Source organism: Streptomyces sp. NPDC002004, from assembly GCF_053593975.1.
This window is the reverse complement of record NZ_JBSFDP010000008.1, coordinates 253,923-279,065: the sequence shown is the minus strand read 5'-3', so window position 1 is coordinate 279,065 and position 25,143 is coordinate 253,923. Positions and strand designations below refer to the sequence as shown.

17 protein-coding genes are annotated in these 25,143 nt (G+C 71.3%); 13 read left to right on the top strand and 4 right to left on the bottom strand.

Annotation, left to right across the window (positions count from 1 at the left end; all coding sequences use genetic code 11):
* The first annotated feature begins 115 nt into the window (after positions 1-115).
* The 7 genes from mtnA (at position 116) to ACWCP6_RS16095 (ending at position 8,956) form a co-directional block, all read left to right on the top strand.
* Positions 116-1,264: an S-methyl-5-thioribose-1-phosphate isomerase gene (gene mtnA, locus ACWCP6_RS16125; protein WP_450933047.1), complete on the top strand. Its 1,149-nt coding sequence runs from the start codon at positions 116-118 to the stop codon at positions 1,262-1,264.
* 15 nt (positions 1,265-1,279) lie between these two features.
* A complete protein-coding gene (gene mtrA / locus ACWCP6_RS16120; RefSeq protein ID WP_450933067.1) occupies positions 1,280-1,969 on the top strand; it encodes a two-component system response regulator MtrA in 690 nt (229 codons plus the stop codon).
* A gap of 1 nt (position 1,970) precedes the next feature.
* A complete protein-coding gene (gene mtrB, locus ACWCP6_RS16115) occupies positions 1,971-4,100 on the top strand; it encodes an MtrAB system histidine kinase MtrB (RefSeq protein WP_450933046.1) in 2,130 nt (709 codons plus the stop codon).
* On the top strand, positions 4,090-5,934 hold the full coding sequence (locus ACWCP6_RS16110) for an LpqB family beta-propeller domain-containing protein (RefSeq protein ID WP_450933045.1): 1,845 nt from the start codon (positions 4,090-4,092) through the stop codon (positions 5,932-5,934). Before mtrB ends, ACWCP6_RS16110 begins: the two co-directional genes overlap by 11 nt.
* 303 nt (positions 5,935-6,237) lie before the next feature.
* Positions 6,238-6,975: a ComF family protein gene (locus tag ACWCP6_RS16105; protein ID WP_450933044.1), complete on the top strand. Its 738-nt coding sequence runs from the start codon at positions 6,238-6,240 to the stop codon at positions 6,973-6,975.
* A gap of 318 nt (positions 6,976-7,293) precedes the next feature.
* Positions 7,294-7,986 carry a ribosome hibernation-promoting factor, HPF/YfiA family gene (gene hpf, locus ACWCP6_RS16100; protein WP_450933043.1) on the top strand — a complete coding sequence of 231 codons (693 nt, stop codon included), beginning with the start codon at positions 7,294-7,296 and terminating at the stop codon, positions 7,984-7,986.
* Positions 7,987-8,212: 226 nt separating this feature from the next.
* On the top strand, positions 8,213-8,956 hold the full coding sequence (locus ACWCP6_RS16095; RefSeq protein ID WP_450933042.1) for a response regulator: 744 nt from the start codon (positions 8,213-8,215) through the stop codon (positions 8,954-8,956).
* 218 nt (positions 8,957-9,174) lie between these two features.
* Here the strand turns inward: ACWCP6_RS16095 and ACWCP6_RS16090 are convergent, their stop codons facing one another.
* Both ACWCP6_RS16090 and ACWCP6_RS16085 read right to left on the bottom strand, forming a co-directional pair.
* Positions 9,175-10,377: a winged helix-turn-helix domain-containing protein gene (locus tag ACWCP6_RS16090; protein ID WP_450933041.1), complete on the bottom strand. Its 1,203-nt coding sequence runs from the start codon at positions 10,375-10,377 to the stop codon at positions 9,175-9,177.
* 182 nt (positions 10,378-10,559) lie between these two features.
* Complete coding sequence (locus ACWCP6_RS16085; protein ID WP_450933040.1) at positions 10,560-11,132, bottom strand: GNAT family N-acetyltransferase; 573 nt, start codon at positions 11,130-11,132, stop codon at positions 10,560-10,562.
* A gap of 201 nt (positions 11,133-11,333) precedes the next feature.
* On the opposite strand from ACWCP6_RS16085, the gene secA reads away from it, so the two are divergent.
* Positions 11,334-14,150 carry a preprotein translocase subunit SecA gene (gene secA, locus ACWCP6_RS16080; RefSeq protein ID WP_450933039.1) on the top strand — a complete coding sequence of 939 codons (2,817 nt, stop codon included), beginning with the start codon at positions 11,334-11,336 and terminating at the stop codon, positions 14,148-14,150.
* Between the two features lie 94 nt (positions 14,151-14,244).
* Here secA and ACWCP6_RS16075 read toward each other — a convergent pair whose 3' ends face one another.
* Positions 14,245-14,835, bottom strand: a complete 591-nt coding sequence (locus ACWCP6_RS16075) for an Rv3235 family protein (protein WP_450933038.1) — start codon at positions 14,833-14,835, stop codon at positions 14,245-14,247.
* Positions 14,836-15,146: 311 nt separating this feature from the next.
* On the opposite strand from ACWCP6_RS16075, the gene ACWCP6_RS16070 reads away from it, so the two are divergent.
* Positions 15,147-15,662 (top strand): DUF6912 family protein, encoded by a 516-nt coding sequence (locus tag ACWCP6_RS16070; protein ID WP_450933037.1) that lies wholly within the window; start codon positions 15,147-15,149, stop codon positions 15,660-15,662.
* A gap of 136 nt (positions 15,663-15,798) precedes the next feature.
* Entirely contained in the window at positions 15,799-16,464 is a 666-nt protein-coding gene (locus ACWCP6_RS16065) for an HAD family hydrolase (protein ID WP_450933036.1), read from the top strand.
* 226 nt (positions 16,465-16,690) lie between these two features.
* On the opposite strand, the gene ACWCP6_RS16060 is transcribed toward ACWCP6_RS16065, so the two are convergent.
* Positions 16,691-17,257, bottom strand: coding sequence for a DJ-1/PfpI family protein (locus ACWCP6_RS16060; protein WP_450933035.1), 567 nt, complete (start codon positions 17,255-17,257; stop codon positions 16,691-16,693).
* A 737-nt stretch (positions 17,258-17,994) separates the two neighbouring features.
* Here ACWCP6_RS16060 and ACWCP6_RS16055 point away from each other — a divergent pair.
* The 3 genes from ACWCP6_RS16055 to ACWCP6_RS16045 all read left to right on the top strand — a co-directional run bounded on the left by ACWCP6_RS16055 (position 17,995) and on the right by ACWCP6_RS16045 (position 25,130).
* Positions 17,995-22,938, top strand: coding sequence for an NAD-glutamate dehydrogenase (locus ACWCP6_RS16055; protein ID WP_450933034.1), 4,944 nt, complete (start codon positions 17,995-17,997; stop codon positions 22,936-22,938).
* A 172-nt stretch (positions 22,939-23,110) separates the two neighbouring features.
* Positions 23,111-23,599 carry a GtrA family protein gene (locus tag ACWCP6_RS16050; protein ID WP_450933033.1) on the top strand — a complete coding sequence of 163 codons (489 nt, stop codon included), beginning with the start codon at positions 23,111-23,113 and terminating at the stop codon, positions 23,597-23,599.
* Positions 23,577-25,130 (top strand): hypothetical protein, encoded by a 1,554-nt coding sequence (locus tag ACWCP6_RS16045; protein ID WP_450933032.1) that lies wholly within the window; start codon positions 23,577-23,579, stop codon positions 25,128-25,130. The genes ACWCP6_RS16050 and ACWCP6_RS16045 overlap by 23 nt, the downstream gene beginning before the upstream one ends.
* The last annotated feature ends 13 nt before the right edge of the window (positions 25,131-25,143 follow it).

Here is a 25,143-nt window from a genome sequence, read left to right as displayed (position 1 = left end):
GCGGTCGCGGCAGCAGGTTGCCAGCCATCGTGTCACGCTGTGCCCGGCAACGTACCGGGGGTCGAGCGGGCTGCACACCTTCAATTGTCCGTCGGGTACGGGGCAGACTGAGCGGATGGCTGATCAGTACGCGCGACCCGGTGAGGACATACCGGCCACGGACATCCCCGCGATCAGATGGGACGAGCCACCCGAAGGACCCGTACTGGTCCTTCTCGATCAGACCAGGCTGCCCGCAGACGAGGTCGAGCTGGTGTGCACCGACGCCCCGGCGCTCGTCCAGGCGATCCGCACGCTCGCCGTCCGCGGAGCACCTCTGCTGGGGATCGCCGGGGCCTACGGCGTCGCGCTCGCCGCCGCACGGGGCTTCGACGTGGAGGAGGCCGCCGGGGCACTGGCCGGCGCACGGCCCACCGCCGTGAACCTCGCGCACGGCGTGCAGCGGGCGCTGACCGCGTACCGCACCGCGATCGCCGACGGCAGCGGACGTGAAGGGGCCGCAGATGCGGCGCTCGCCGAGGCGAAGGACCTGCACGCGGAGGACGCCGCGGCCAGCCAACGGATGGCCGCGCACGGCCTGGCACTCCTCGACGAGCTGCTGCCCGGCGGCAATCACCGGATCCTCACCCACTGCAACTCCGGATCGCTGGTGTCAGGGGGCGAGGGCACGGCGTTCGCGGTGGCGCTCGCGGCGCACCGGGCAGGACGGCTGCGCCGGCTGTGGGTCGACGAGACACGGCCGCTGCTCCAGGGCTCCCGGCTCACGGCCTACGAGGCGGCACGCACCGGGATGGCGTACACGCTGCTCACGGACAACGCGGCGGGATCACTGTTCGCGGCGGGCGAGGTGGACGCGGTCCTGATCGGGGCGGACCGGATCGCGGCGGACGGTTCGGTGGCGAACAAGGTGGGCAGCTATCCGCTCGCGGTGCTGGCCCGCTATCACCATGTGCCGTTCATCGTGGTGGCGCCCGTGACGACCGTGGACCCGGACACGGCGGACGGTGCCTCCATCGAGGTGGAACAGCGACCCGGCCACGAGGTGACGGAGGTGCCGGTGCCCCAGGTGCCGCTCGTGCCGGTGGCCGGGCTGGAAGCAGGCAGCGGGGTCCCCGTGGCGCCGCTGGGGACACAGGCGTACAACCCGGCATTCGACGTGACGCCGCCCGAGCTGGTGACGGCCGTCGTCACCGAGCAGGGCACCGTTTCCCCCGTGACGGCCGAGGCACTGGCAGGGCTGTGTGCCAGGTCACGCCACAGATAACGATTGGCTAATGGGATGATGTCGTTTATGAAGGGACGAGTCCTTGTCGTCGACGACGACACCGCACTGGCCGAGATGCTCGGGATTGTGCTGCGTGGTGAAGGTTTCGAGCCGTCGTTCGTGTCCGACGGTGACAAGGCGCTTGCCGCATTCCGCGAGACCAAGCCCGATCTGGTGCTGCTGGACCTGATGCTCCCCGGCCGGGACGGCATCGAGGTGTGCCGCCTGATCCGGGCCGAATCCGGCGTGCCGATCGTCATGCTCACCGCCAAGAGCGACACAGTCGACGTGGTGGTGGGCCTGGAGTCGGGAGCGGACGACTACATCGTCAAGCCGTTCAAGCCCAAGGAGCTCGTCGCCCGCATCCGTGCGCGGCTGCGGCGCTCCGAGGAACCCGCACCGGAGCAGCTCGCCATCGGTGACCTCGTCATCGACGTGGCCGGGCACTCCGTGAAGCGGGACGGCCAGTCGATCGCGCTCACCCCGCTCGAGTTCGACCTGCTGGTCGCGCTCGCCCGCAAGCCGTGGCAGGTGTTCACCCGCGAGGTCCTGCTCGAGCAGGTGTGGGGCTACCGCCACGCGGCCGACACGCGCCTGGTGAACGTACACGTGCAGCGGCTGCGCTCCAAGGTCGAGAAGGACCCGGAGCGGCCCGAGATCGTGGTCACCGTGCGTGGCGTCGGATACAAGGCCGGACCGAGCTGACATGTCCAGGGACGACAGTGCCGTCCCGGCCCCCGGCACGCCCGGGGGCCCCTCGGGGCGGCCTGTCGGCCACATATCGGCGGCGGCCCGCCTGAGACGGCTGATCGACAGCGGACTGCTGCTCCAGGGCGGAGTGAAGGGCAGCCCCGTGCTGCGGCTGTTCATGCGCTGGGTGCGGCGGCCGCTGCTGCCCGCCGTGCGGCTCTGGCGGCGCAACATCCAGCTGAAGGTCGTCGCGACGACACTGCTGATGTCGCTCGGAGTGGTCCTGCTGCTCGGCTTCGTCGTCATCGGCCAGGTACGCAACGGCCTGCTCGACGCCAAGGTGAAGGCCTCGCAGAGCCAGGCCGACGGCGGCTTCCGCGCCGCAAAGGACACGGCCGACTCGGCGAGCGGCCGAGGACCGGACGCCACCGCGCCCGACGGCCACACCGAGCAGAACGCCGCGGTGTGGATGAACAAACTGGTCGAACAGCTCTCCAGCGGCGGCCAGAGCGCGTTCGACGTGGTCACGCTCAGCCCCGGGGGCGACGGCGACGCCGGCAGCGTGCGGGCGCCGCGCGGATCCGGCGGCGTCGACCCGCTGCAGAGCGTTCCGGAGGACCTGCGCCGCCGCGTCGCGCAGACCACCGGCGCATCCCAGAGCTACACCCGCATCACCTTCGTCGACGGCCAGGAACCCGAGCCCGCCCTGGTGATCGGCAAACAGCTCAGCGACCCCCACAGCGACCCGTACCAGCTGTACTACCTCTTCCCGCTCACGCAGGAGGAGAAGTCGCTGAGCCTGGTCAAGGGCACGCTGGCGACCGCCGGCCTGTTCGTCGTGGTGCTGCTCGGCGCCATCGCCTGGCTGGTGGTGCGCCAGGTCGTCACCCCCGTACGCATGGCCGCCGGCATCGCCGAGCGGCTGTCCGCCGGACGCCTCCAGGAACGGATGAAGGTCACCGGCGAGGACGACATCGCCCGCCTCGGCGAAGCCTTCAACAAGATGGCATCCAACCTTCAGCTCAAGATCCAGCAGCTGGAGGACCTGTCACGGATGCAGCGCCGGTTCGTCTCGGACGTGTCGCACGAGCTGCGGACGCCGCTGACGACCGTACGGATGGCCGCGGACGTCATCCACGAGGCGCGCGAGGACTTCGACCCGGTCACCGCCCGGTCCGCCGAACTGCTCGCCGACCAGCTCGACCGGTTCGAGTCGCTGCTCGCCGACCTGCTGGAGATCAGCCGGTTCGACGCGGGAGCAGCGGCCCTGGAGGCCGAGCCGATAGACCTGCGCGAGGTCGTGCGCCGGGTCGTCGACGGCGCCGCGCCGCTCGCCGAGCGCAAGCACACCCACATACGCATCGTCGGTGACCAGCAGCCCGTGGTCGCCGAGGCCGATGCGCGGCGCGTCGAACGCGTGCTGCGCAACCTCGTCGTCAACGCCGTGGAGCACGGCGACGGCAAGGACGTCGTCGTACGGCTCGCCGCGGCGGGCGGTGCGGTCGCCATCGCGGTGCGGGACTACGGCGTGGGCCTCAAGCCCGGCGAGGCGACCCGCGTCTTCAGCCGCTTCTGGCGCGCCGACCCGGCACGCGCCAGGACCACCGGAGGCACGGGCCTCGGGCTGTCCATCGCCCTCGAGGACGCGCGGCTGCACGGCGGCTGGCTGCAGGCCTGGGGCGAACCCGGGGGCGGCTCACAGTTCCGGCTGACGCTGCCGAGGACGGCGGACGAGCCCCTGCGCGGGTCCCCGATACCCCTGGAACCCGACGACTCGCGGCGCAACCGCGGACGCCGCGGCGGCGCCGGCACGCCGCAGGGCGGCATGAGCGCCCGCGCCACGGTGCCTCCGCAGGCGCCCGCAGGTGCGACGGCGGTCGGCAGCCGCATGGGGGCACGCACCTCCATACCCCCGCGGCTGCCCACGAGCACGGCGCCCACACCGACGGCTGACCCGACGGCGCTGCCGGGGAACGGCGCCCGCGTCGTGCCGCGGGCCACGAACGAGGCCGACAGCGCGGCACCCGCGCAGAACGGCGCGGCCGACGGGCCCGCCGACGACAGTCAGACGGGGCGCACCACAGGCGGGGCTTCCGCCGACGGATCGGCCCCGGGCAGGGAAGGGGAGGCCGCTCGTGGGCGGTGAGCGGTGGTCCCGACGACGGCGCACGATCCGCACCGGAGTCGCCCTCGGGTGCGGCGCCGCGCTGCTGGCCGGCTGCGCGTCGATGCCGGACAGCGGAGACCTGCGCGGTGTGGAGGCCTCGCAGCGGCCCGACTCCCAGGTGCGGGTGTTCGCGATGCCGCCACGGGACAACGCGTCCCCGTTCGAGATCATGCAGGGCTTCCTGGAGGCACTGACCAGCGACGACCCGCAGTTCGACATGGCGCGCAAGTACCTGACGAAGGACGCGTCGAAGAACTGGCACCCGGACCGTTCCACGACGATCCTCGCCGACGGCCCCAACACCAGCGCCGACCGGGTCGGCAACGGCACGGAGGGCGGTCGCACCTACACACTGAGCGGCCGCAGGGTCGCCCGCGTCGACGGGCAGCAGGCATACGAGCCCGCCGGGGGGACGTTCGGCGAAACCGTGCACCTCACCCAGGAGGACGGCCCCGACGGCCGGCAGTGGCGGATCGACGCGCCGCCGGCGGGCGCCGTGCTCGGACAGTCCGACTTCGAGCGGATGTACCAGCCCGTCAACAAGTACTACTTCGCGCTCGGTTCACCGTCCCGGGAGAGCGGCCCCGAAGGACTCGTCGCCGACCCCGTGTTCGTACGCCAGCGCGGTGTCGACCCGCTGACACAGACCGTGCGGTCGCTGCTCGACGGGCCCACCCACTGGCTCAACCCCGTGGTGCGCTCAAGCTTCCCGACCGGTACACGGCTCAAGGACGGCGTCAAAGAACTGGCGCCCGACGACGAGAACAAGCTGAAGGTGCCGCTGAACGCACGCGCCGACCGGGTCGGGCAGAAGCAGTGCCTCGAAATGGCCGCCCAACTCCTCTTCACCCTGCAGGACCTGGCGTCGACGGCTGTCGACCAGGTGGAACTGCAAGGGTCGAACGGTTCCCAGCTGTGCGTGCTCGGCGCCGACCGCGCCGAGACCATCGCACCGCACCGCACCGCCGGCCGCGCCGACTACCAGTACTTCCTCGACGCCAAGAGCCGACTGGTGCGCCTGCCCGGAAACGGTGGCGGCGGCAGCCCCGAACCCGTACCGGGACCCTTCGGCAAGGACGACCGGGCGTGGCGCGCGGTCGCCGTGTCCCGCGACGAGGACCGCGCGGCCGGCGTGTCCATGGACGGACGGCAGCTGTACGTCGGTGCGCTCGTCTCCGGCGCCTCGCTCGGGGACCCGGTGGTGCGCAGCCACGCCAAGGAGGAGAAGGACGCGCTGACGGCGCCCAGTTGGGACGGCCGCGGCGACCTGTGGGTGGCCGACCGGGATCCCAAGAGTCCGCGGCTGCTCATGCTGGAGCAGGGCGGCGGGACGCCGCTCGAGGTGAAGACGCCGGGCCTTGACGCGTCGCGCATCGAAGCGGTGCGGGTGGCCGCCGACGGTGTGCGCATCGCGCTGCTCGTGGAGGAGAACGGCAAGCGGACGCTGCGGATCGGCCGTGTCGAACGACAGGGAGACGCGGGCCGTCCGTCCGACGTGGCCGTCGTCGAAACCCGGCCCGCCGCACCGCAGATGGAGGACGTCACCGCCATGTCCTGGGCAGGCAGCAGCCGTCTCGTCGTGGTCGGGCGCGAGTCCGGCGGCGTGCTCCAGATGCGGTACATCCAGTGCGACGGCTCCGCGCCGACGGCCGGACTCCTTCCCGGCCTCACCGGTGTCAAGGCCATCACCGCATCCGACGACGACCGGCTCCCCCTGGTCGCCCAGTCCGATGACGGAATCGTCCGCCTCCCGCCGGGCGCGGCCTGGCAGACGGTGCTCAAGGACGGGACGGCACCGGTTTACCCCGGGTGAGCGCCCCGCCCCCGGGCCCGGCGTGAAGGGGTGGGCGTCCTGCCCCGGACCACGGCCCGAAGGGGCGAGGAGCCCGCCCCGGGTCACGGCCTCGGCGGTGCGCGCCGTGCGCAAGGCCGCTCTGCGCCGTGCACGAGGCCGCTCTCCGGGGCGAGCGCACCCGCGAGGGCGGCCGGGTCGGCAACGGATCCCCGCCGTGCCGGACGCGGGCCCGCCCCGGCACATCACCGACTTGTCATCAGGTCTCGGCCCTCTTGTCCACAGGGGTGGCACCACCCCGCTCCCGTGGGCAGAGTGGTCCACATGCGGGGGTGGTGGCAGGACATCGCCGATCTCGTGTTGCCGGGAGCGTGCGCGGGATGCGGTACGCAGCGCACGGCGCTGTGCTCCAGGTGCCGGGACGCGGTGAGGGAGCGCGTGCCGCGAAGGGTGCGCCCCGATCCGGAGCCCGTGGGGCTGCCGGTGGTGCACGCGGCGGCGCCGTACGCGGACGCGGTGCGGGCCGTGCTGCTCGCGCACAAGGAGCGCGGCGCACTGGGCCTCGCCCGGCCGCTGGGGTCGGCGCTGGCGAGGGCGGTGCGGTGCGGGGCGGAGGGGGGAGGGGAGGGGGGTGGGGGAGCCCCACCCGGCCCGGAGCGCCCCTGGCTCCTCGTCCCCGTCCCCTCCTCCCCCCAGGCCGTCCGCGCGCGGGGCCACGACCCCACACGGCGGATCGCGCTCGCCGCTGCGGGTGAGTTGCGGCGGGCGGGGGTGCGGGCACGGATGGTCGCGGTGCTGCGGCAGCGGCGGGCGGTGGCCGACCAGGCGGGGCTGGACGCGCGGGAGCGGCTGGCCAATCTGGACGGGGCGCTCGAGGTGGCGGCAGGGGGTGTCGGGCTCATCACCCGAGGGGCCGCGATCGTGCTCGTGGACGACCTGATGACCACGGGCGCGTCATTGGCGGAGGCAGCGCGTGCATTACGTGCCGTGGGCACCGAAAATGGGATCAGCGGAGCCGTGGTGGCCGCTTCTCCGGATTCTTTCGAAATAAACAGAAAGTGAAGGGGATCTTGTGTCCTCGCAGGTGGCGACGAGGTCAATTCACCTGAACGGAGGTACGCCCCAGTAGAGGGTGACGACATCCGTCCGGGCGAGATATGTTCGGGTGTGAGGAAAGGCGGGTAGCCGCCCCTCCACTAATCACATTGCTGTGCCCTGGGGTTTTTCCGCTATCACCCGGGGCAGTGGGGTGGAGAGCTCGCCCACGGGGGAGGAGGAGGTGGAAGCACCGAGTCCGAGGCTCCGGCACGTCGTACGGAGCCTGTGCACAAGGGAGACGCTCCGCCGGTACAGCGGAGCAATCCGGGAACGGAGTTCTGCGTGGACATCGTCGTCAAGGGCCGCAAGACCGAGGTGCACGAGCGCTTCCGAAAGCACGTGGCCGAGAAGCTGAAGCTGGAGAAGATCCAGAAGCTCGATGGCAAGGTGATCAGCCTCGACGTCGAGGTGTCCAAGGAGCCCAACCCCCGACAGGCCGACCGCTCCGACCGGGTGGAGATCACGCTCCACTCACGCGGTCCGGTGATCCGGGCGGAAGCCGCGGCCAGCGACCCCTACGCGGCGCTGGACCTGGCGACGGAGAAGCTCGAGGCGCGGATGCGCAAGCAGCACGACAAGCGTTTCAGCCGTCGCGGCGCAGGCAGGGTCTCGGCCGCCGAAGTGGCCGACCTCGTCCCCGACGCCGCCCGGCTCAACGGAGACGGGACGCTCGCACGGGAAGAGGAGCCCGACGGCGTGCCCGTCATGAAGATGGGATGCCTTGAGGTCCAGGGCGAAGGACCGCTCGTCGTACGCGAGAAGACCCACACTGCAGCCCCGATGTCGCTCGACCAGGCGCTCTACGAGATGGAGCTGGTGGGGCACGACTTCTATCTGTTCGTCGACTCCGAGACGAAGGAGCCGAGCGTCGTGTACCGACGACACGCCTATGACTACGGCGTCATTCACCTTGCCCCGGACGTCATGGCCAGCCGGGCCGAATCCGCCGGCGCAGGCGGTGTGATCGGCGGCTGAATTCCCGGGTGACCACGGAAGGTGACCACAGAACCGGTGCCCCTGGTGAGCGCGTGCGCCCCCAGGGGCACCTGTGTGCGCCCACATCCGGCATCGCACTGTCACCGCACTGGCGTCCGGGCATGAAATCATGGCGGCCAGGCCAACCGGTGCGCTGCCGCCCCGGGTTGGCGACGACCCACCCGGCAGCGCAGAAGAAGGGCCTCGGCCTTCAGGGGGAGGAACGATGGCGGACAGCTTCGGACCGATGCACGACGCGGGTGCCGGCGACGGCTCCGTCGGCGTGGGCCCGGCAGGCTCCCCACGGAAGGAGCCCATCAGGGTCCTGGTGGTCGACGACCACGCCCTCTTCCGCCGCGGCCTGGAGATAGTGCTGGCCGCGGAGGAGGACATCCAGGTCGTCGGGGAGGCGGGGGACGGCGCGGAGGCGGTCGACAAGGCCGCCGATCTGCTGCCCGACATCATCCTGATGGATGTGCGGATGCCCCGTCGCGGCGGCATCGAGGCGTGCACCTCGATCAAGGAGGTGGCCCCCAGCGCGAAGATCATCATGCTGACGATCAGTGACGAGGAGGCCGACCTCTACGACGCGATCAAAGCGGGTGCCACCGGGTATCTCCTCAAGGAGATCTCCACGGACGAGGTCGCCACGGCGATCCGCGCCGTCGCCGACGGCCAGTCGCAGATCAGCCCCTCGATGGCGTCGAAGCTGCTCACCGAGTTCAAGTCGATGATCCAGCGCACCGACGAGCGCCGCCTGGTGCCGGCGCCCCGGCTCACCGACCGCGAGCTGGAGGTCCTGAAGCTGGTCGCCACGGGCATGAACAACCGCGACATCGCCAAAGAGCTCTTCATCAGCGAGAACACGGTGAAGAACCACGTCCGCAACATCCTGGAGAAGCTGCAGTTGCACTCCAGGATGGAGGCGGTCGTGTACGCGATGCGGGAGAAGATCCTCGAGATCCGCTGACGGGACCCCCTGGACCCATGGATCCCACGGACCCATGGGCCCCACGGACCCAGGCCCCACGGTCTCCATCGGCACCTGGGGACCCCGGACTCCACGGCACGCCGCGTGCCCCACGGGGCCTCGGCGCTCGGCAAGTCGGCGCCGCCCGACGGCGGCCCTGAGCCCGACGGCGCACCTCCCCTTCCGGCGGTTCCGGCGGTCGGTGCGCCGCCCGTCGCTCAGGCCAGGGCGCGGGCCAGCTCGGCGGTCAGGGACGGCCGGAGTTCGGCGGGGTCCAGCCGTTCCACGCGTACGTCCGTGCAACCCACCCAGCTCGCCGCCTCGACGAGCGCCTCCGCCACGGCGCGGACCGCCTTGGGGCCGTCGAGCGACACCTGCCGGGCCACCAGGGTGCGCCCCTCGCGCGCCGGATCGACACGGCCGACGAGCCGGCCGCCCGCGAGCACCGGCATCGCGAAGTAGCCGTGTATGCGCTTGGGCTTGGGCACATACGCCTCGAGGCGGTGTGTGAATCCGAAGATACGCTCCGTGCGCGCACGCTCCCAGATCAGCGAGTCGAACGGCGACAGCAGCGTCGTACGGTGCCGGCCCCGGGGGTCCGCCGCGAGCGCATCGGGGTCGGCCCAGGCGGGCTTTCCCCAGCCTTCGACCGTCACCGGGACCAGCCCGGAGTCCTCGATCACCGCGTCGACCTGCTCGCCCTTGAGACGGTGGTAGTCGGCGATGTCCGCGCGGGTGCCGACGCCGAGGGACTGCCCCGCCAGCCGTACGAGGCGGCGTACGCACTCGGTGTCGTCCAGGTCGTCGTGCAGCAGATCGTCCGGAACGGCGCGCTCGGCGAGGTCGTACACGCGCTTCCAGCCGCGCCGTTCGGTGCACACCACCTCGCCGTACATCAGGGCGCGCTCCACGGCCACCTTGGAGCCGGACCAGTCCCACCACTCGCCGCCGTTCTTGGCCCCGCCCAACTCCGTGGCGGTGAGTGGGCCTTCGGCGCGCAGCTGCTTGATCACCTGGTCGTATGCGCCGTCCGGCAGTTCGTGGTTCCAGTGCGGGCGGTTGCGGTACGCGCGGCGGCGGAACGCGAAGTGGGGCCACTCCTCGACGGGGAGGATGCAGGCCGCGTGAGACCAGTACTCGAAGGCGTGGGGCCGCGGCGCGGACGCGCCGTCGGCCGTGGGCTTCCAGTACGCGGCCTCGACCGCCTTGCGGCCGACGGCGCCCAGGCGTGCGTACGGGATCAGTTCGTGGGAACGGGCCAGTACGGAGATCGTGTCGAGCTGGACCGCGCCGAGGTGGCGGAGTATGCCGCGGACGCCGGCCCGGCGGTCGGGCGCACCGAGGAAGCCCTGGGCGCGAAGTGCCATGCGGCGGGCCTCGTCGGCGGAGAGGGCGGTGGTGGCGCGCGGCTGACTCGTCATGCTCCGCACGATAGAGGGGGGCACTGACAACGGTGCCGAGTGGTGGGCGGCACCCGGTCCGGAGGGGCGGGCGGGGCGTCCCGCACCGGCGGGGCGGTGGATGCGGCGCCTGCCGCGGTGGCCGGCATTCCCGCGGGCGGACAGGGGCGCCTGCCGCGGCGGGGCCGGCTGCCGCGCGCGGATCAGTGCCGCGGCGGCAGGTAGGGCTCCGCCTGCGGCAGCCCCAGGTCCGACGGGAGCAGGGAGCCCACCCAGCAGTCCCGCAGCGTGCCCTTGTTCGGGAGGCCCGCTCTGAGCACTCCCTCGACCGTGAAGCCGCACTTCTCGGCGACCGCGCGGGAGGGGGCGTTGCCGACCTCGGCGCGCCATTCGAGGCGGGTGCAGGAGAGGTCGGTGAAGGCCCAGCGGGCCACGGCGAGCACGGCTTCGGGCATGTAGCCGCGGCCCCGGTGCTCCTTGGCGACCCAGAAGCCGATCTCCCAGGTGCCCGAGCGCGGGTGGTGCAGGCCGACGGCGGCGAGGACGGGACCGTCCTGCCCGGGACGTACGGAGAAGGTGTACTCCGTGTCGGTGCGCCAGCCCTCGGGAGCCATGCGCAGGACGAAGTCCTCGGCGTGTTCGTGGGCGTAAGGGGAGGGGATCGTCGTCCACCGCTGGATCTCGGGATCCTGGCAGGCGGCGTGGACCTCGTCGGAGTCCTCCGGGGCGAAGGGCCGCAGCAGCAGGCGGTCGGTGGTCAGTGTGACGGGCTCCATCCGCCGATTCTGCTCGCCGGTCCGGTGGCGGCGCCATCACATTTCGGTGCCGGAAGGCGGCACCTTCCGCGGCTCCTGTCCGTTGTCCTAGTGGCTGTCGTACCGGCAGACCTCCCGGTGCGGCGGGGTCCTCGCATACGATGGCCGTTGCTCAACCGAATCCGACCGTGCCAGGCCCGACCGGCAAGGAGATCAACCCCCGTGTCCGTCCTCTCGAAGATCATGCGTGCAGGCGAAGGCAAGATCCTGCGCAAGCTGCACCGCATCGCGGACCAGGTCAACTCCATCGAAGAGGACTTCGTGAGCCTCTCCGACGCCGAGCTGCGCGCGCTCACGGACGAGTACAAGGAGCGGTACGCGGACGGCGAGAGCCTCGACGACCTGCTGCCGGAGGCGTTCGCGACGGTCCGCGAGGCCGCCAAGCGCGTCCTGGGACAGCGGCACTACGACGTCCAGATGATGGGTGGCGCCGCCCTGCACCTCGGCTATGTGGCCGAGATGAAGACCGGCGAGGGCAAGACGCTGGTGGGTACCCTGCCGGCGTATCTGAACGCCCTGTCGGGCAAGGGTGTGCACCTGATCACGGTCAACGACTACCTGGCCGAGCGCGACTCGGAGATGATGGGCCGCGTCCACCGGTTCCTGGGTCTGTCCGTGGGCTGCATCCTGGCCAACATGACGCCGGCGCAGCGCCGCGAGCAGTACGGATGCGACATCACGTACGGCACGAACAACGAGTTCGGCTTCGACTACCTCCGCGACAACATGGCGTGGTCGCAGGACGAGCTGGTGCAGCGCGGCCACAACTTCGCGGTGGTCGACGAGGTCGACTCGATCCTCATCGACGAGGCGCGTACGCCGCTGATCATCTCCGGTCCGGCGGACCAGGCCACGAAGTGGTACGGCGACTTCGCGAAGCTCGTCCTGCGCCTGAAGAAGGGCGAGGCGGGCAACCCCCTCAAGGGCATCGAGGAGACCGGTGACTACGAGGTCGACGAGAAGAAGCGCACCGTCGCCATCCACGAGCCCGGTGTCACCAAGGTCGAGGACTGGCTGGGCATCGACAACCTCTACGAGTCGGTGAACACCCCGCTCGTCGGGTACCTGAACAACGCGATCAAGGCCAAGGAACTCTTCAAGAAGGACAAGGACTACGTCGTCATCGACGGCGAAGTCATGATCGTCGACGAGCACACGGGCCGTATCCTCGCGGGCCGCCGCTACAACGAGGGCATGCACCAGGCGATCGAGGCGAAGGAAGGGGTGGACATCAAGGACGAGAACCAGACGCTCGCCACGATCACCCTGCAGAACTTCTTCCGCCTCTACGACAAGCTCTCCGGTATGACCGGTACGGCGATGACCGAGGCCGCCGAGTTCCACCAGATCTACAAGCTGGGTGTCGTCCCGATCCCGACGAACAGGCCGATGGTCCGCGTGGACCAGTCGGACCTGATCTACCGCACCGAGGTCGCCAAGTTCGCCGCGGTGGTCGACGACATCGTGGAGAAGCACGAGAAGGGGCAGCCGGTCCTGGTCGGTACGACGTCGGTCGAGAAGTCCGAGTACCTGTCGCAGCAGCTCTCCAAGCGCGGCGTCCAGCACGAGGTGCTCAACGCCAAGCACCACGAGCGCGAGGCCGTCATCGTCGCGCAGGCGGGCCGCAAGGGCGCCGTCACGGTCGCCACGAACATGGCCGGTCGTGGTACGGACATCAAGCTCGGCGGCAACCCGGACGACCTGGCCGAGGCCGAGCTGCGCCAGCGCGGTCTGGACCCGGACGAGCACGTCGAGGAGTGGGCGGCCGCGTTGCCGGCGGCGCTGGAGCGCGCCGAGCAGGCCGTGAAGGCCGAGTTCGAAGAGGTCAAGGAAAGCGGCGGCCTGTACGTCCTGGGCACCGAGCGGCACGAGTCGCGCCGTATCGACAACCAGCTGCGCGGTCGTTCCGGCCGTCAGGGCGACCCGGGCGAGTCCCGCTTCTACCTGTCCCTCGGCGACGACCTGATGCGTCTGTTCAAGGCCCAGATGGTCGAGCGCGTGATGTCGATGGCGAACGTCCCGGACGACGTGCCGATCGAGAACAAGATGGTGACCCGCGCCATCGCCTCCGCGCAGGCCCAGGTCGAGTCGCAGAACTTCGAGACCCGGAAGAACGTCCTCAAGTACGACGAGGTTCTCAACCGGCAGCGTGAGGTCATCTACGGCGAGCGGCGCCGCGTCCTGGAGGGCGAGGACCTGCACGAGCAGATCCAGCACTTCATGGACGACACGATCGACGCCTACATCCAGGCGGAGACCTCGGACGGCTTCGCGGAGGAGTGGGACCTCGACCGGCTGTGGGGCGCCTTCCGGCAGCTCTACCCGTGCAAGGTCACCATCGACGAGCTGGAGGAGGCCGCGGGCGACCGTGCGGGCCTGACCGCCGAGTTCATCTCCGAGTCCGTCAAGGACGACATCTACGAGCAGTACCAGGAGCGCGAGAAGCAGCTCGGCTCCGAAATCATGCGGGAGCTGGAGCGCCGGGTCGTCCTGTCGGTCCTGGACCGCAAGTGGCGTGAGCACCTCTACGAGATGGACTACCTCCAGGAGGGCATCGGTCTGCGCGCCATGGCGCAGAAGGACCCCCTGGTCGAGTACCAGCGCGAGGGCTTCGACATGTTCGGCGCCATGATGGACGGCATCAAGGAGGAGTCCGTCGGCTATCTGTTCAACCTGGAGGTCCAGGTCGAGCAGCATGTCGAGGAGGTTCCCGTCGAGGACGCCGAGCCGGTCGCCCTGACGAAGGACGCCCAGGACGCGGTTCCGGCCGGTGTGGGCCGCCCGGAGATTCGTGCGAAGGGTCTCGAGGCGCCGCAGCGCCCGGACCGGCTGCACTTCACCGCGCCGAAGGTGGACGGCGACGGCAGCGTGATCGAGGGCGACTTCGACAACGAGCCGGTCCGTTCCGAGGCCGACGGTCTGACGCGTGCGGAGCGCCGTCGCCAGCAGCAGAAGGCCGGGCGGCGTCGCAAGAAGTGACGCACGCCGTCTCCGTGACGTGACATGAGGGCCGGGCACCCCGGGGGTGCCCGGCCCTCACGCGTTGCCGGGCGTGCGGCCGCGCCGTGGGCGGTCAGCCGCCCAGTTCGACGGCGGTGCAGCGCCAGCGCCGGTCGGCGCCGCGCTCCAGGCGGAAGGCCATGGCGCGGAGCCGGCCGCCCGCCGCGATGCGGGCGAAGGCCTCGATGGCGTCGGCCCGCGGGACGTAGTAGCCGACGTCCCGGACGACCGGGCGGACGCCGCGTGTGCGCAGCGGGGAGCGTTCGGCGAGCCGCGCCAGCTCGTCGTAGGCGCCGCCCGCGGTGTGCCGCAGCATCCAGTGCACGGGGCGCATGCCGCTGAGCACGGCGAGGAGCCTGTCGGCGAAGACATCGGTGGGGCGCGGCGGAGGCGCTGCCGGCACCGTGCGGGGACGGCCCGCATCCGAGCCGGTGCCGCCGACGTGGCCGGCGCCGGGGCTTGCGCCGCCCACGCGATCCGCACCGGGGCCCGTGCCGCCGCCGACGCGGCGCGCGGGCAGACGGCGCTCGGTGGGGCGGCCGCCGGTGGGGCGCCGGGTTTCACGGCGGCCCGGCGGGCGGCTGGAGCGCCCCGGCCCGCCGGGCGGCGCCGCGGCCGTCCGTGCGGGCCTGCCGGTCGTCCTGCGTGTCATCACCTTGTGCATCGTGCTGAGCCCCCGCTCACCGGACCCGGCCGCCACCTGGACGTACCGAGCAGTAACTTCCTGTGTCGGGGATCTTGTACGAGGGGGCGGGGCGGGGCGCAACGCCCGTCTCGGGCGGGGCCGGCGACGGTGAGAATCACCTATCAGAGTGACGGCGGTCGTGCGGCGGCCGGAGGCGGGCGGGGACACGGTGTCCCGTGGTGGACGCGGGGGCGGGCGGGGGAGGGCGCCCCGAAGGGGGACGCGCGCACGTATTCTGAAGCCCTTGAAGCCCTCCTCCGAAGGCCCACACGACGACGAAAGTGGCCAGCATGCGCGTCTACGTCCCCCTGACCCTTCCCGGTCTCGCAGAGGCGCACAAGACGGGTGAGCTCGGACCGGGGCCCCTGACGGCGTACGCGGTGACGCCCGCCCTGCGCGAGTGGTACGTGTCCGACGACATCGAGGAGCTCGAGTACGCGGCGCTCACCCGGGCGGCCGTCGCGTCGCTGCGGCTGCTCGCGGTGGACCCGCGGACCGCGCGGCGCAGGGTCGTCGTCGCGGTCGACGTACGCGATCAGGACGCGGTGGCCGACCCCGACCGGGGACTGGACCCCGGGGCGCTGGGCGAGGTGCGGATCGGGGCGGCGGTGCGGCTGTCGAAGGCGGCGGCCGTCCATGTGGACTCCGACGACGCCGAGCCGGACGTCGCGGCGGCGGCCGATGCGCTGGGTGCCGCCGACCAGGGCGACGACGACGCGCAGTTCGTCGTGGACGGGGCCGAGGACCACGAACTGCTCTGGTACGCGACGCAGGAGATCCCGAACCTGATCGGGCTCGGCGGCTGACCGGGGGGAACGTCTCCGTCACGGTGCGCGCGCCGCGACGCGGACGGCGCCGCGTGCCGCCCCGCCGGGCAGGGCGAGCGTCCTCCGTGGTGGGCCGTCGCGGTCCGTTGTCGGTGGCAGCGGGTACGTTCTAGGCATGGGGAAGAACGGCGCCCACATTGTGTGGGACTGGAACGGCACGCTGTTTCACGACAACGACGCGGTCATCGGCGCGACCAATGCCGCCTTCGAGGAGATCGGGCTGGCGCCGATCACCCTGGAGCGGTACCGGGAGCTGTACTGCGTGCCGATCCCGCGGTTCTACGAGCGGCTGATGGGGCGGCTTCCCACGGAGACCGAGTGGCGGGCCATGGACGACGCCTTCCACCGGCACTACGCCGACCACCGTGTACGCTGCGGGCTCGCCGACGGGGCCGAGGTGCTGCTCGCGGACTGGGGGGCGGCGGGACACAGCCAGTCGATCCTGAGCATGTACGGCCACGACGACCTCGTGCCGCTGGTCAGGGGCTTCGGGATCGAGGCCCACTTCATACGCGTCGACGGGCGCACCGGTCCGTCCGGCGGCAGCAAGGCCGAGCACATGGTGCGGCACCTGTCCGTGCTCAACGGCATCGACCCTGCGCGCACGGTCGTCATCGGTGACGCGGCCGACGACGCCGTGGCCGCCCGGCACGCCGGGGCGCACGCCGTGCTGTACACGGGGGGTTCCCACAGCCGCGCCAGTCTGCAGGACGTCGGCGCGCCGGTCGTGGACACGCTCGCCGAGGCCGTCCACGAGGCGAGGCGCCTCGCCTCGGCATAGCCCTGGGCCGGGCTGAGCCGCCGGGCGGTACGGACGCGGTCCGCTCGGGCAGGACACCCGGCGTCCTGTTCCGACGGCAGCCGGTATCCCGCGCCCACGGCCGGGCCATGTCCCCTCCGGTGGCCGGCGTGCACCCCGCTCCCACGGTCGGCCCGCCACCCCCCCGCCCGCCGGTACGGCGGCGTGGGCGGACGGCCACCCCGTCGCGCCTGCCGCCCCGTGAACCTCAGCTCACCGGCGCCTTGGAGCGCAGCACCGCGAGGAACTCCCGCATCCAGGCCGGGTGGTCGGGCCAGGCGCGGGACGAGACGAGGGTGCCGTCGACCACGGCCTCCGTGTCCTTGAAGTCGGCGCCCGCGGCCAGCATGTCCGGCTCCAGGGCCGGGTACGACGTGACGCGGCGTCCGCTCAGGCCGTCGACCGCGGCCGTGAGCAGCGGGCCGTGGCAGATCTGCGCGACGGGCTTGTCGGAGTCGAAGAACGACTTCAGGATCTTGCGCAGTTCGGGGTCGTTGCGCAGGTACTCGGGTGCCCGGCCGCCGGGGATGACGACGGCGACGTAGTCGCCCGGGTCGACCTCGGAGAAGGCGAGGTCGGCGGGCCAGGTGTAACCGGGCTTTTCGGTGTACGTGTCGAAGCCGGGCTCGAAGTCGTGGACGACGAACTGGAGTTTCTTGCGCGAGGGTGCGGCGATGTGGACGTCGTACCCCTCCTCGCGCAGCCGCTGATACGGATAGAGGACCTCCAGTGACTCCGCCGCGTCACCGGTCACGATCAGGATCTTTGCTGTCATCGCCGCGCGCTCCCCTCAAATCGGTCGAGCAGGGACTACCCGCCCAACCTGCACCCGCACGCGTGCTCCGGCAAGACCCCACGCTTCTGGCCGGAATCTGTCGCTCCGTGCGAGGTTCCGACGTGCTCCGGGGGAAGGCCCCGGCGCGCCGCTCCGCGGGTGAAACCTCGGCGTGCTCCGAAGGGGGAAGCCCCGACGTGCTCCGCAGGGAAGGCCCAGAAGGCCACTGACGTGCTCCGCACAACGGACCCCCGGTGCGCTCCGCAGGCGATGCCCACCGGAGTGTGAGGCTCCCCCCGGAGTACCGGTGCCCCGTACCCCTACCTCGGCCCATCCGCACAACATACGCGGAAAAGCCCTGTGCAGACTGTCAAAGTTCCACGCCTGCTTTTGTACACATACGGCTCATGACGACTCCCCCGTGGAGGGCGATAGCCTTGGACGCGTGATCAGCGCGATATCCCGCGGGGGCACCGTCGCCCCTGCCCTGCGCCCGGAGCACACGGAGTACATCCGTGGCCGGGCGGCGGTCGCTGATCCCCGCGGACAGGGTGGCCCGTCAGTACAGGCGCACTCGCCGACCACCTCGCCGAGCGCGGCGACCTTGGCCGACAACCCTCCGCGCCCATCACATCGCGGCATGACGTCGACCTCGACCGGACACCCCGTGTCGCGGCGTTACGTCTCACTTTTTCCTTCTACGTCACGCAACGGCGCGCGACAGGAGTCAGAGGACAATGCAGACCAAGCTGGACGAAGCCAAGGCCGAGCTGCTCGCACGGGCGGCCCGGGTAGCTGAGAACAGCCCGGTCGGGGGGCACCTTCCGACTGGGACGACGGGCGAGGGCACCCCAGACCAGGACAACGTGCTCGCGTTCCTCCAGCGCTACTACCTGCACACCGCCCCGGAGGACCTCGCCGACCGCGACCCGGTCGACGTGTTCGGCGCGGCGGTTTCGCACTACCGGCTCGCCGAGAACCGTCCGCAGGGCACCGCGAACGTCCGGGTCCACACGCCGACCGTCGAGGAGAACGGCTGGACCTGCAGCCACTCCGTCGTCGAGGTCGTCACGGACGACATGCCCTTCCTCGTCGACTCGGTCACCAACGAGCTGTCCCGGCAGAACCGCGGCATCCACGTGGTGATCCACCCGCAGATCGTGGTCCGCCGCGACCTCACCGGCAAGCTGCTCGAGGTGCTGCCGCGCGAGACGGCCGACAGCGACTCCCTGCCGCACGACGCGCTGATCGAGTCCTGGATCCACGTCGAGACCGACCGCGAGACCGACCGCGCCGACCTCAAGCAGATCACCGCCGATCTGCTGCGTGTCCTGTCCGACGTCCGCGAGGCCGTCGAGGACTGGGAGAAGATGCGCGACGCCGCGTTGCGCATGGCCGACGAGCTGCCCTCCGAGCCCACCGCGGACGACCTGCCCGCCCAGGAGGTCGAGGAGGCCCGCGAGCTGCTGCGCTGGCTCTCCGCGAACCACTTCACGTTCCTCGGCTACCGCGAGTACGAGCTCCGCGACGACGACTCGCTCGCCGCGGTCCCCGGCACCGGCCTCGGCATCCTGCGTTCGGACCCGCGCCACGACGCGGAGGACCACCACCCGGTCAGCCCCTCCTTCAGCCGGCTGCCCGCGGATGCCCGCGCGAAGGCCCGCGAGCACAAGCTGCTCGTCCTGACCAAGGCCAACAGCCGCGCCACCGTGCACCGCCCGTCCTACCTCGACTACGTCGGCGTCAAGAAGTTCGACGAGAAGGGCAATGTGATCGGGGAGCGCCGCTTCCTGGGGCTCTTCTCGTCCGCCGCGTACACCGAGTCCGTGCTCCGCGTGCCCGTGGTCCGCCGCAAGGTCGCCGAGGTCCTCAAGGGCGCGGGCTTCTCGCCCAACAGCCACGACGGCCGCGACCTGCTCCAGATCCTGGAGACGTACCCGCGCGACGAGCTGTTCCAGACCCCGGCCGACGAGCTGCGGTCCATCGTCACCAGCGTGCTGTACCTGCAGGAGCGCCGTCGGCTGCGGCTGTACCTGCGCAAGGACGAGTACGGGCGCTACTACTCCGCGCTCGTGTACCTGCCGCGCGACCGGTACACCACCAGCGTCCGCCTGAGGATCATCGACATCCTCAAGGAGGAGCTCAACGGCGTCAGCGTCGACTTCACGGCGTGGAACACCGAGTCCGTCCTCTCCCGCCTCCACTTCGTCGTCCGTGTGGCGCCCGGCACCTCGCTGCCGAAGCTCACCGACGCCGAGAAGGAGCGCATCGAGGCCCGGCTCGTCGAGGCGGCCCGCTCCTGGGCCGACGGCTTCGCCGAGGCGCTCAACGCCGAGTGCGGCGAGGAGCACGCGGCCGAGCTGCTGCGCCGTTACTCCGGCGCCTTCCCCGAGGGCTACAAGGCCGACCACTCGCCGCGCGCGGCCGTCGCCGACCTGGTCCACCTGGAGCAGGTGAAGGCCGGCGACAAGGACTTCGCGCTCTCCCTGTACGAGCCGGTGGGCGCCGCGCCCGGCGAACGCCGCTTCAAGATCTACCGCACGGGTGCGCCGGTCTCGCTGTCCGCGGTGCTGCCGGTGCTCAACCGCCTCGGCGTCGAGGTCACCGACGAGCGCCCGCACGAGCTGCGGCTGGTGGACCGCTCGACCGCGTGGATCTACGACTTCGGTCTGCGCATGCCCAAGTCGGCCTCCGGCAACGGCGGCGACTACCTCGGCGACGACGCCCGTGAGCGGTTCCAGGAGGCGTTCGCCGCGACCTGGACCGGCTCCGCCGAGAACGACGGCTTCAACGCCCTGGTGCTCAGCGCCGGGCTGAACTGGCGCCAGGCGATGGTGCTGCGCGCCTACGCGAAGTACCTGAAGCAGGCCGGGTCGACGTTCAGCCAGGACTACATGGAGGACACCCTCCGCAACAACGTCCACACCACGCGGCTGCTCGTCTCGCTCTTCGAGGCCCGGATGTCCCCGGACCGCCAGCGCGCCGGCGTCGAACTGACCGACGCCCTGCTGGAGGAGCTGGACGCCGCGCTCGACCAGGTCGCCTCGCTCGACGAGGACCGGATCCTGCGCTCCTTCCTCACCGTCATCAAGGCGACGCTGCGCACGAACTTCTTCCAGGAGACGACGGGCGGGCAGCCGCACAGCTACGTCTCGATGAAGTTCGACCCGCAGGCCATCCCGGACCTGCCGGCGCCGCGCCCGGCGTACGAGATCTGGGTCTACTCGCCCCGCGTCGAGGGCGTGCACCTGCGCTTCGGCAAGGTCGCGCGAGGCGGTCTGCGCTGGTCCGACCGGCGTGAGGACTTCCGCACGGAGATCCTGGGCCTGGTGAAGGCGCAGATGGTGAAGAACACCGTCATCGTGCCGGTCGGCGCGAAGGGCGGCTTCGTCGCCAAGCAGCTGCCCGACCCGTCCGCGGACCGGGACGCCTGGCTCGCCGAGGGCGTGGCCTCGTACAAGACGTTCATCTCGGCGCTGCTCGACATCACCGACAACATGGTCGGCGGCGAGGTCGTGCCCCCGGCCGACGTGGTCCGCCACGACGGGGACGACACCTACCTCGTCGTCGCCGCCGACAAGGGCACCGCGACCTTCTCCGACATCGCCAACTCGGTGGCGGACAAGTACAACTTCTGGCTCGGCGACGCCTTCGCCTCCGGCGGCTCCGCGGGCTACGACCACAAGGGCATGGGCATCACCGCCCGCGGCGCCTGGGAGTCCGTGAAGCGGCACTTCCGGGAGCTGGGCCACGACACCCAGACGCAGGACTTCACCGTCGTCGGTGTCGGCGACATGTCCGGTGACGTCTTCGGCAACGGCATGCTGCTGTCCGAGCACATCCGCCTGGTCGCCGCCTTCGACCACCGGCACATCGTCATCGACCCGAACCCGGACGCGGCCGTCTCCTACGCCGAACGCCGCCGCCTGTTCGAGCTGCCCCGCAGCTCCTGGGCCGACTACGACAAGGAGCTGCTGTCGCACGGCGGCGGGATCTTCCCGCGCAGCGCCAAGGCGATCCAGCTCAACCCGCAGATCCGCGAGGCGCTCGGCATCGAGTCCGGCGTCGCCAAGATGACCCCGGCCGAGCTGATGCAGGCCGTGCTCAGCGCCCCGGTGGACCTGCTGTGGAACGGCGGCATCGGTACGTACGTCAAGGCGTCCACCGAGTCGAACGCCGACGTCGGCGACAAGGCCAACGACGCGATCCGCGTCGACGGCGCCGACCTGCGCGTCAAGGTCGTCGGCGAGGGCGGCAACCTGGGTCTGACCCAGCTCGGCCGGATCGAGTTCGCGCAGCACGGCGGCAAGGTCAACACCGACGCCATCGACAACAGCGCGGGCGTGGACACCTCCGACCACGAGGTGAACATCAAGATCCTGCTGAACTCGGTCGTCGCGGACGGCGACATGACGGTCAAGCAGCGCAACAAGCTGCTCGCCGAGATGACCGACGAGGTCGGCGCGCTGGTGCTGCGCAACAACTACGCGCAGAACGTGGCCCTCGCCAACGCGGTCGTCCAGGCGCCGTCGCTGCTCCACGCCCACCAGCGCTACATGCGCCGTATGACGCGCGAGGGCAAGCTGGACCGGGGCCTGGAGTTCCTGCCGGCCGACCGGCAGATCCGGGAGCGGCTGAACTCCGGACGCGGTCTGACCCAGCCCGAGCTGGCCGTGCTGCTCGCCTACACCAAGATCACCGCGGCCGACGAGCTCATCGGCACCGAGCTGCCGGACGACCCGTACCTGCAGAGGCTGCTGCACGCGTACTTCCCGCAGGCGCTGCGCGAGAAGTTCTCCGAGCAGGTCGACAAGCACGCCCTGCGCCGCGAGATCGTCACGACGCTGCTGGTCAACGACACCGTCAACACCGGCGGTACGACGTTCCTGCACCGGCTGCGCGAGGAGACCGGGGCCTCCATGGAGGAGATCGTGCGGGCCCACACGGCCGCGCGGGACATCTTCGGGCTGGGCGCGGTGTGGGACGCGGTCGAGGCGCTCGACAACATCGTCGCCGCCGACGTGCAGACCCGGATCCGGCTCCACTCGCGCCGCCTCGTCGAGCGCGGTACGCGCTGGCTGCTGAACAACCGGCCGCAGCCGCTCCAGCTCACCGAGACCATCGGCTTCTTCAGCGAGGGTGTCGCCCAGGTCTGGTCCGAGCTGCCGAAGCTGCTGCGCGGCGCCGACCTCGAGTGGTACGAGCAGATCCTCGACGAGCTGGTGGGCGCCGGTGTGCCGGAGGAGCTCGCGCAGCGGGTCGCCGGGTTCTCCTCGGCGTTCCCGACGCTCGACATCGTGGCGATCTCCGACCGCACCGGCAAGGACCCGATGGCCGTCGCCGAGGTCTACTACGACCTCGCCGACCGGCTGCGGATCACCCAGCTCATGGACCGCATCATCGAGCTGCCGCGCGCCGACCGGTGGCAGTCGATGGCCCGTGCGGCGATCCGCGAGGACCTCTTCGCGGCGCACGCGGCGCTCACCGCCGACGTTCTCGGCGCCGGCAACGGCGCCTCCACGCCGGAGCAGCGCTTCACGGCGTGGGAGGAGAAGAACGCGGCCATCCTGAGCCGGGCGCGCACGACGCTGGAGGAGATCCAGGGCTCGGAGACGTTCGACCTGGCGAACCTGTCGGTGGCGATGCGGACGATGCGGACGCTGCTGCGCCAGCACAGCTGACGCACGGCCCGCGCCATGGCAGGCCCGCGGTCCAGCTGACGCCCCGCGACAGCAACGAAACACCCCGTACTGGACAGTGCGGGGTGTTTCGGTTATTTCGGGCAATACCACTAAGGTGGGCGCGACTGTCCGATGAATCGGGTCTCCCGCGAGGCCCGGGAGGGGCCGCGCCGTGACCGTGAAGACCGCCGAGCGTCCCATTGCCGCGCTCCCCGTCCTGCAGGCGCCCCACGTCCCCACCGCCGGGCCGCGCCGCGTCCTCGCGGAGCTTGCGAAGTTCGGCATGGTCGGCGGCAGCGGGGTCGCGGTCAACTTCCTCGTGTTCAACCTGCTGCTGCACGGCCTCGGTGTGGGCGCCATGGCCGCAACGGCGGTCGCCAGCGTCGTGGCCATGGGCACCAACTACCTCGGCTTCCGCTTCTACGCCTACCGGGACCGGGAGCGGCGCACCCGTCGGCAGATCGCGCTGTTCTTCGTCTTCAGCGGGCTCGGCGTCCTGATGGAGAGCGTGCTCTTCTACGCCGGGTACCACGGGGCGGGGATGAGCGGACCGCTCGGCTCCAATGTCGCCAAGGCGCTCTCGATCGTCCTCGCCTCGGCCTTCCGCTTCCTCGTCTACCGGACGTGGGTCTTCCAGAATGACGCGGCGCGCCGGCGCTAGGAGGTGTCCCACGGGCCGCGCCGGCCCCCGAGAGCCGGGCACGGCCCGTACGAGGACGCCCCCCGGGGCCGTCTCCTACGTCCTGCCCGCGCTGTTCCTGCTCGTCCTGCTGTTCCTGCTCGCCGTCGTCGTGCGGCTGCCCTGGGTCGGTGACCTCGGGATGCACGCGGCGACCGTCGAGCGGCTGCGGCACCGGCTGCTCGACCCCGGCGACCCGCTGGTCGCCGCGGACGTCCCCAGCCCGTACTACTCACCGTGGACCGTGCTGCTCGGCGGCCTCGCCCGGGTGACCGGTATGGGCACCTTCGTCGTCCTGCGCGTCGCGGCGCTGATCGGCCTGGCGCTGCTGGTCACGGGTGTCTCGCGGTTCGTCGGTACGTTCACCGGGCGGCGCGCCGCGGCGGCGCTCGCCGTGCTGTGTCTGTTCTTCCTGTGGGGTACTCAGGTCTTCGCCTGGAGCGGCTTCACCGGCCTGGACTCGCTGTCCCTCACGGTGTCGTATCCCAGCACCTTCGCCCTCGGGCTGTCCTTCCACCTGTGGGCGCTGCTGCGCTCCGCCCTGCACAGGGCGGCCTCCTGGGCGGTGTTCCTGGCCCTGGGGCTGATGTGGTCGGTGGTGCTGCTGAGCCATCAGTTCACGGGCGTGGTCGCTTCGCTGGGGGCGCTGGCCATGGTGCTGGGGGAGCGGCCCCGGCCACCGCGCGCGGTGTTCCTGCGGCTGGCCGCCGGTCTCGGGCTCGGGCTGGTGGTGCTGGCCCTGTGGCCGTACTACGACTTCTTCGCGCTGCTCGGGGTCGGAGGGCTGGAGCTGGTCCACCGGCCGTTGTACGGGGCGCTGCCGGCCCGGTTCGGGTTCGTCATGGTCGGGGTGGCCGCGCTCGCGCTGCGGTGGGGGCGCGACCGGCGCGATCCGCTGGTGCTGTTCTTCGTACTGGGCGCGGCGGTGTACGCGGCGGGCGGGCTGACCGGGCACTACTCGTGGGGGCGTGCGCTGCCCGCCGTGCTGATCCCGGCGCAGGTGGCGGCGGCGCTGGAGGTCTTCGAGCGGGGACGGACGGTCCTGCGGGGCGTCTTCGCGGGGGTGCTCGGCGCCGCGCTGGCCGTGGGCGCGTGGGCGCAGTCGGGGGCCCTCGGCTATGTGGTGCCGCCGTCGGCGCTGCCCCGGGTGGTCGCCGACAAGTACCGTGCGCCGTGGACCGGGTACCACTGGATCACCCCGTGGGTGCGGTACGGCGACGTCGTGCTCGCCAGGACGTTTCCCGCGCGGCAGATCCCCGCGTACGGGGCGTACACGGTCGCCCCCGGCTACCCGGACGTCTTCCTGCCGGACGAGCGGGAGCGGGCGGCCGCGGTCGACCGGTACTTCGCGCCGGGGGCGACGGTCGCCGAACGGCGGGCGGTGCTGCGGGAGTACGGGGTGCGGTGGATCGTGCAGCGGCCCGGGGACGGGGGGCTCGGGCCCCGCGATCCGGCGCTGCGGCAGGTGGCCACGGGGCCCGGCGGGCAGGTGCTGTACCAAGTCGTGGGGTGATCCACGGGCGGGC

Excerpts from the sequence above, each read along its gene's own strand:
- ACWCP6_RS16075 (WP_450933038.1), bottom strand. The coding sequence starts at position 14,835 with ATGCACAAGGTGATGACACGCAGGACGACCGGCAGGCCCGCACGGACG.
- ACWCP6_RS16070 (WP_450933037.1), top strand. The coding sequence starts at position 15,147 with ATGCGCGTCTACGTCCCCCTGACCCTTCCCGGTCTCGCAGAGGCGCAC.
- ACWCP6_RS16105 (WP_450933044.1), top strand. The coding sequence starts at position 6,238 with ATGCGGGGGTGGTGGCAGGACATCGCCGATCTCGTGTTGCCGGGAGCG.
- ACWCP6_RS16060 (WP_450933035.1), bottom strand. The coding sequence starts at position 17,257 with ATGACAGCAAAGATCCTGATCGTGACCGGTGACGCGGCGGAGTCACTG.
- ACWCP6_RS16055 (WP_450933034.1), top strand. The coding sequence starts at position 17,995 with ATGCAGACCAAGCTGGACGAAGCCAAGGCCGAGCTGCTCGCACGGGCG.
- ACWCP6_RS16095 (WP_450933042.1), top strand. The coding sequence starts at position 8,213 with ATGGCGGACAGCTTCGGACCGATGCACGACGCGGGTGCCGGCGACGGC.
- mtrA (WP_450933067.1), top strand. The coding sequence starts at position 1,280 with ATGATGTCGTTTATGAAGGGACGAGTCCTTGTCGTCGACGACGACACC.
- ACWCP6_RS16090 (WP_450933041.1), bottom strand. The coding sequence starts at position 10,377 with ATGACGAGTCAGCCGCGCGCCACCACCGCCCTCTCCGCCGACGAGGCC.
- mtnA (WP_450933047.1), top strand. The coding sequence starts at position 116 with ATGGCTGATCAGTACGCGCGACCCGGTGAGGACATACCGGCCACGGAC.
- ACWCP6_RS16085 (WP_450933040.1), bottom strand. The coding sequence starts at position 11,132 with ATGGAGCCCGTCACACTGACCACCGACCGCCTGCTGCTGCGGCCCTTC.
- ACWCP6_RS16045 (WP_450933032.1), top strand. The coding sequence starts at position 23,577 with ATGACGCGGCGCGCCGGCGCTAGGAGGTGTCCCACGGGCCGCGCCGGC.
- ACWCP6_RS16065 (WP_450933036.1), top strand. The coding sequence starts at position 15,799 with ATGGGGAAGAACGGCGCCCACATTGTGTGGGACTGGAACGGCACGCTG.
- mtrB (WP_450933046.1), top strand. The coding sequence starts at position 1,971 with ATGTCCAGGGACGACAGTGCCGTCCCGGCCCCCGGCACGCCCGGGGGC.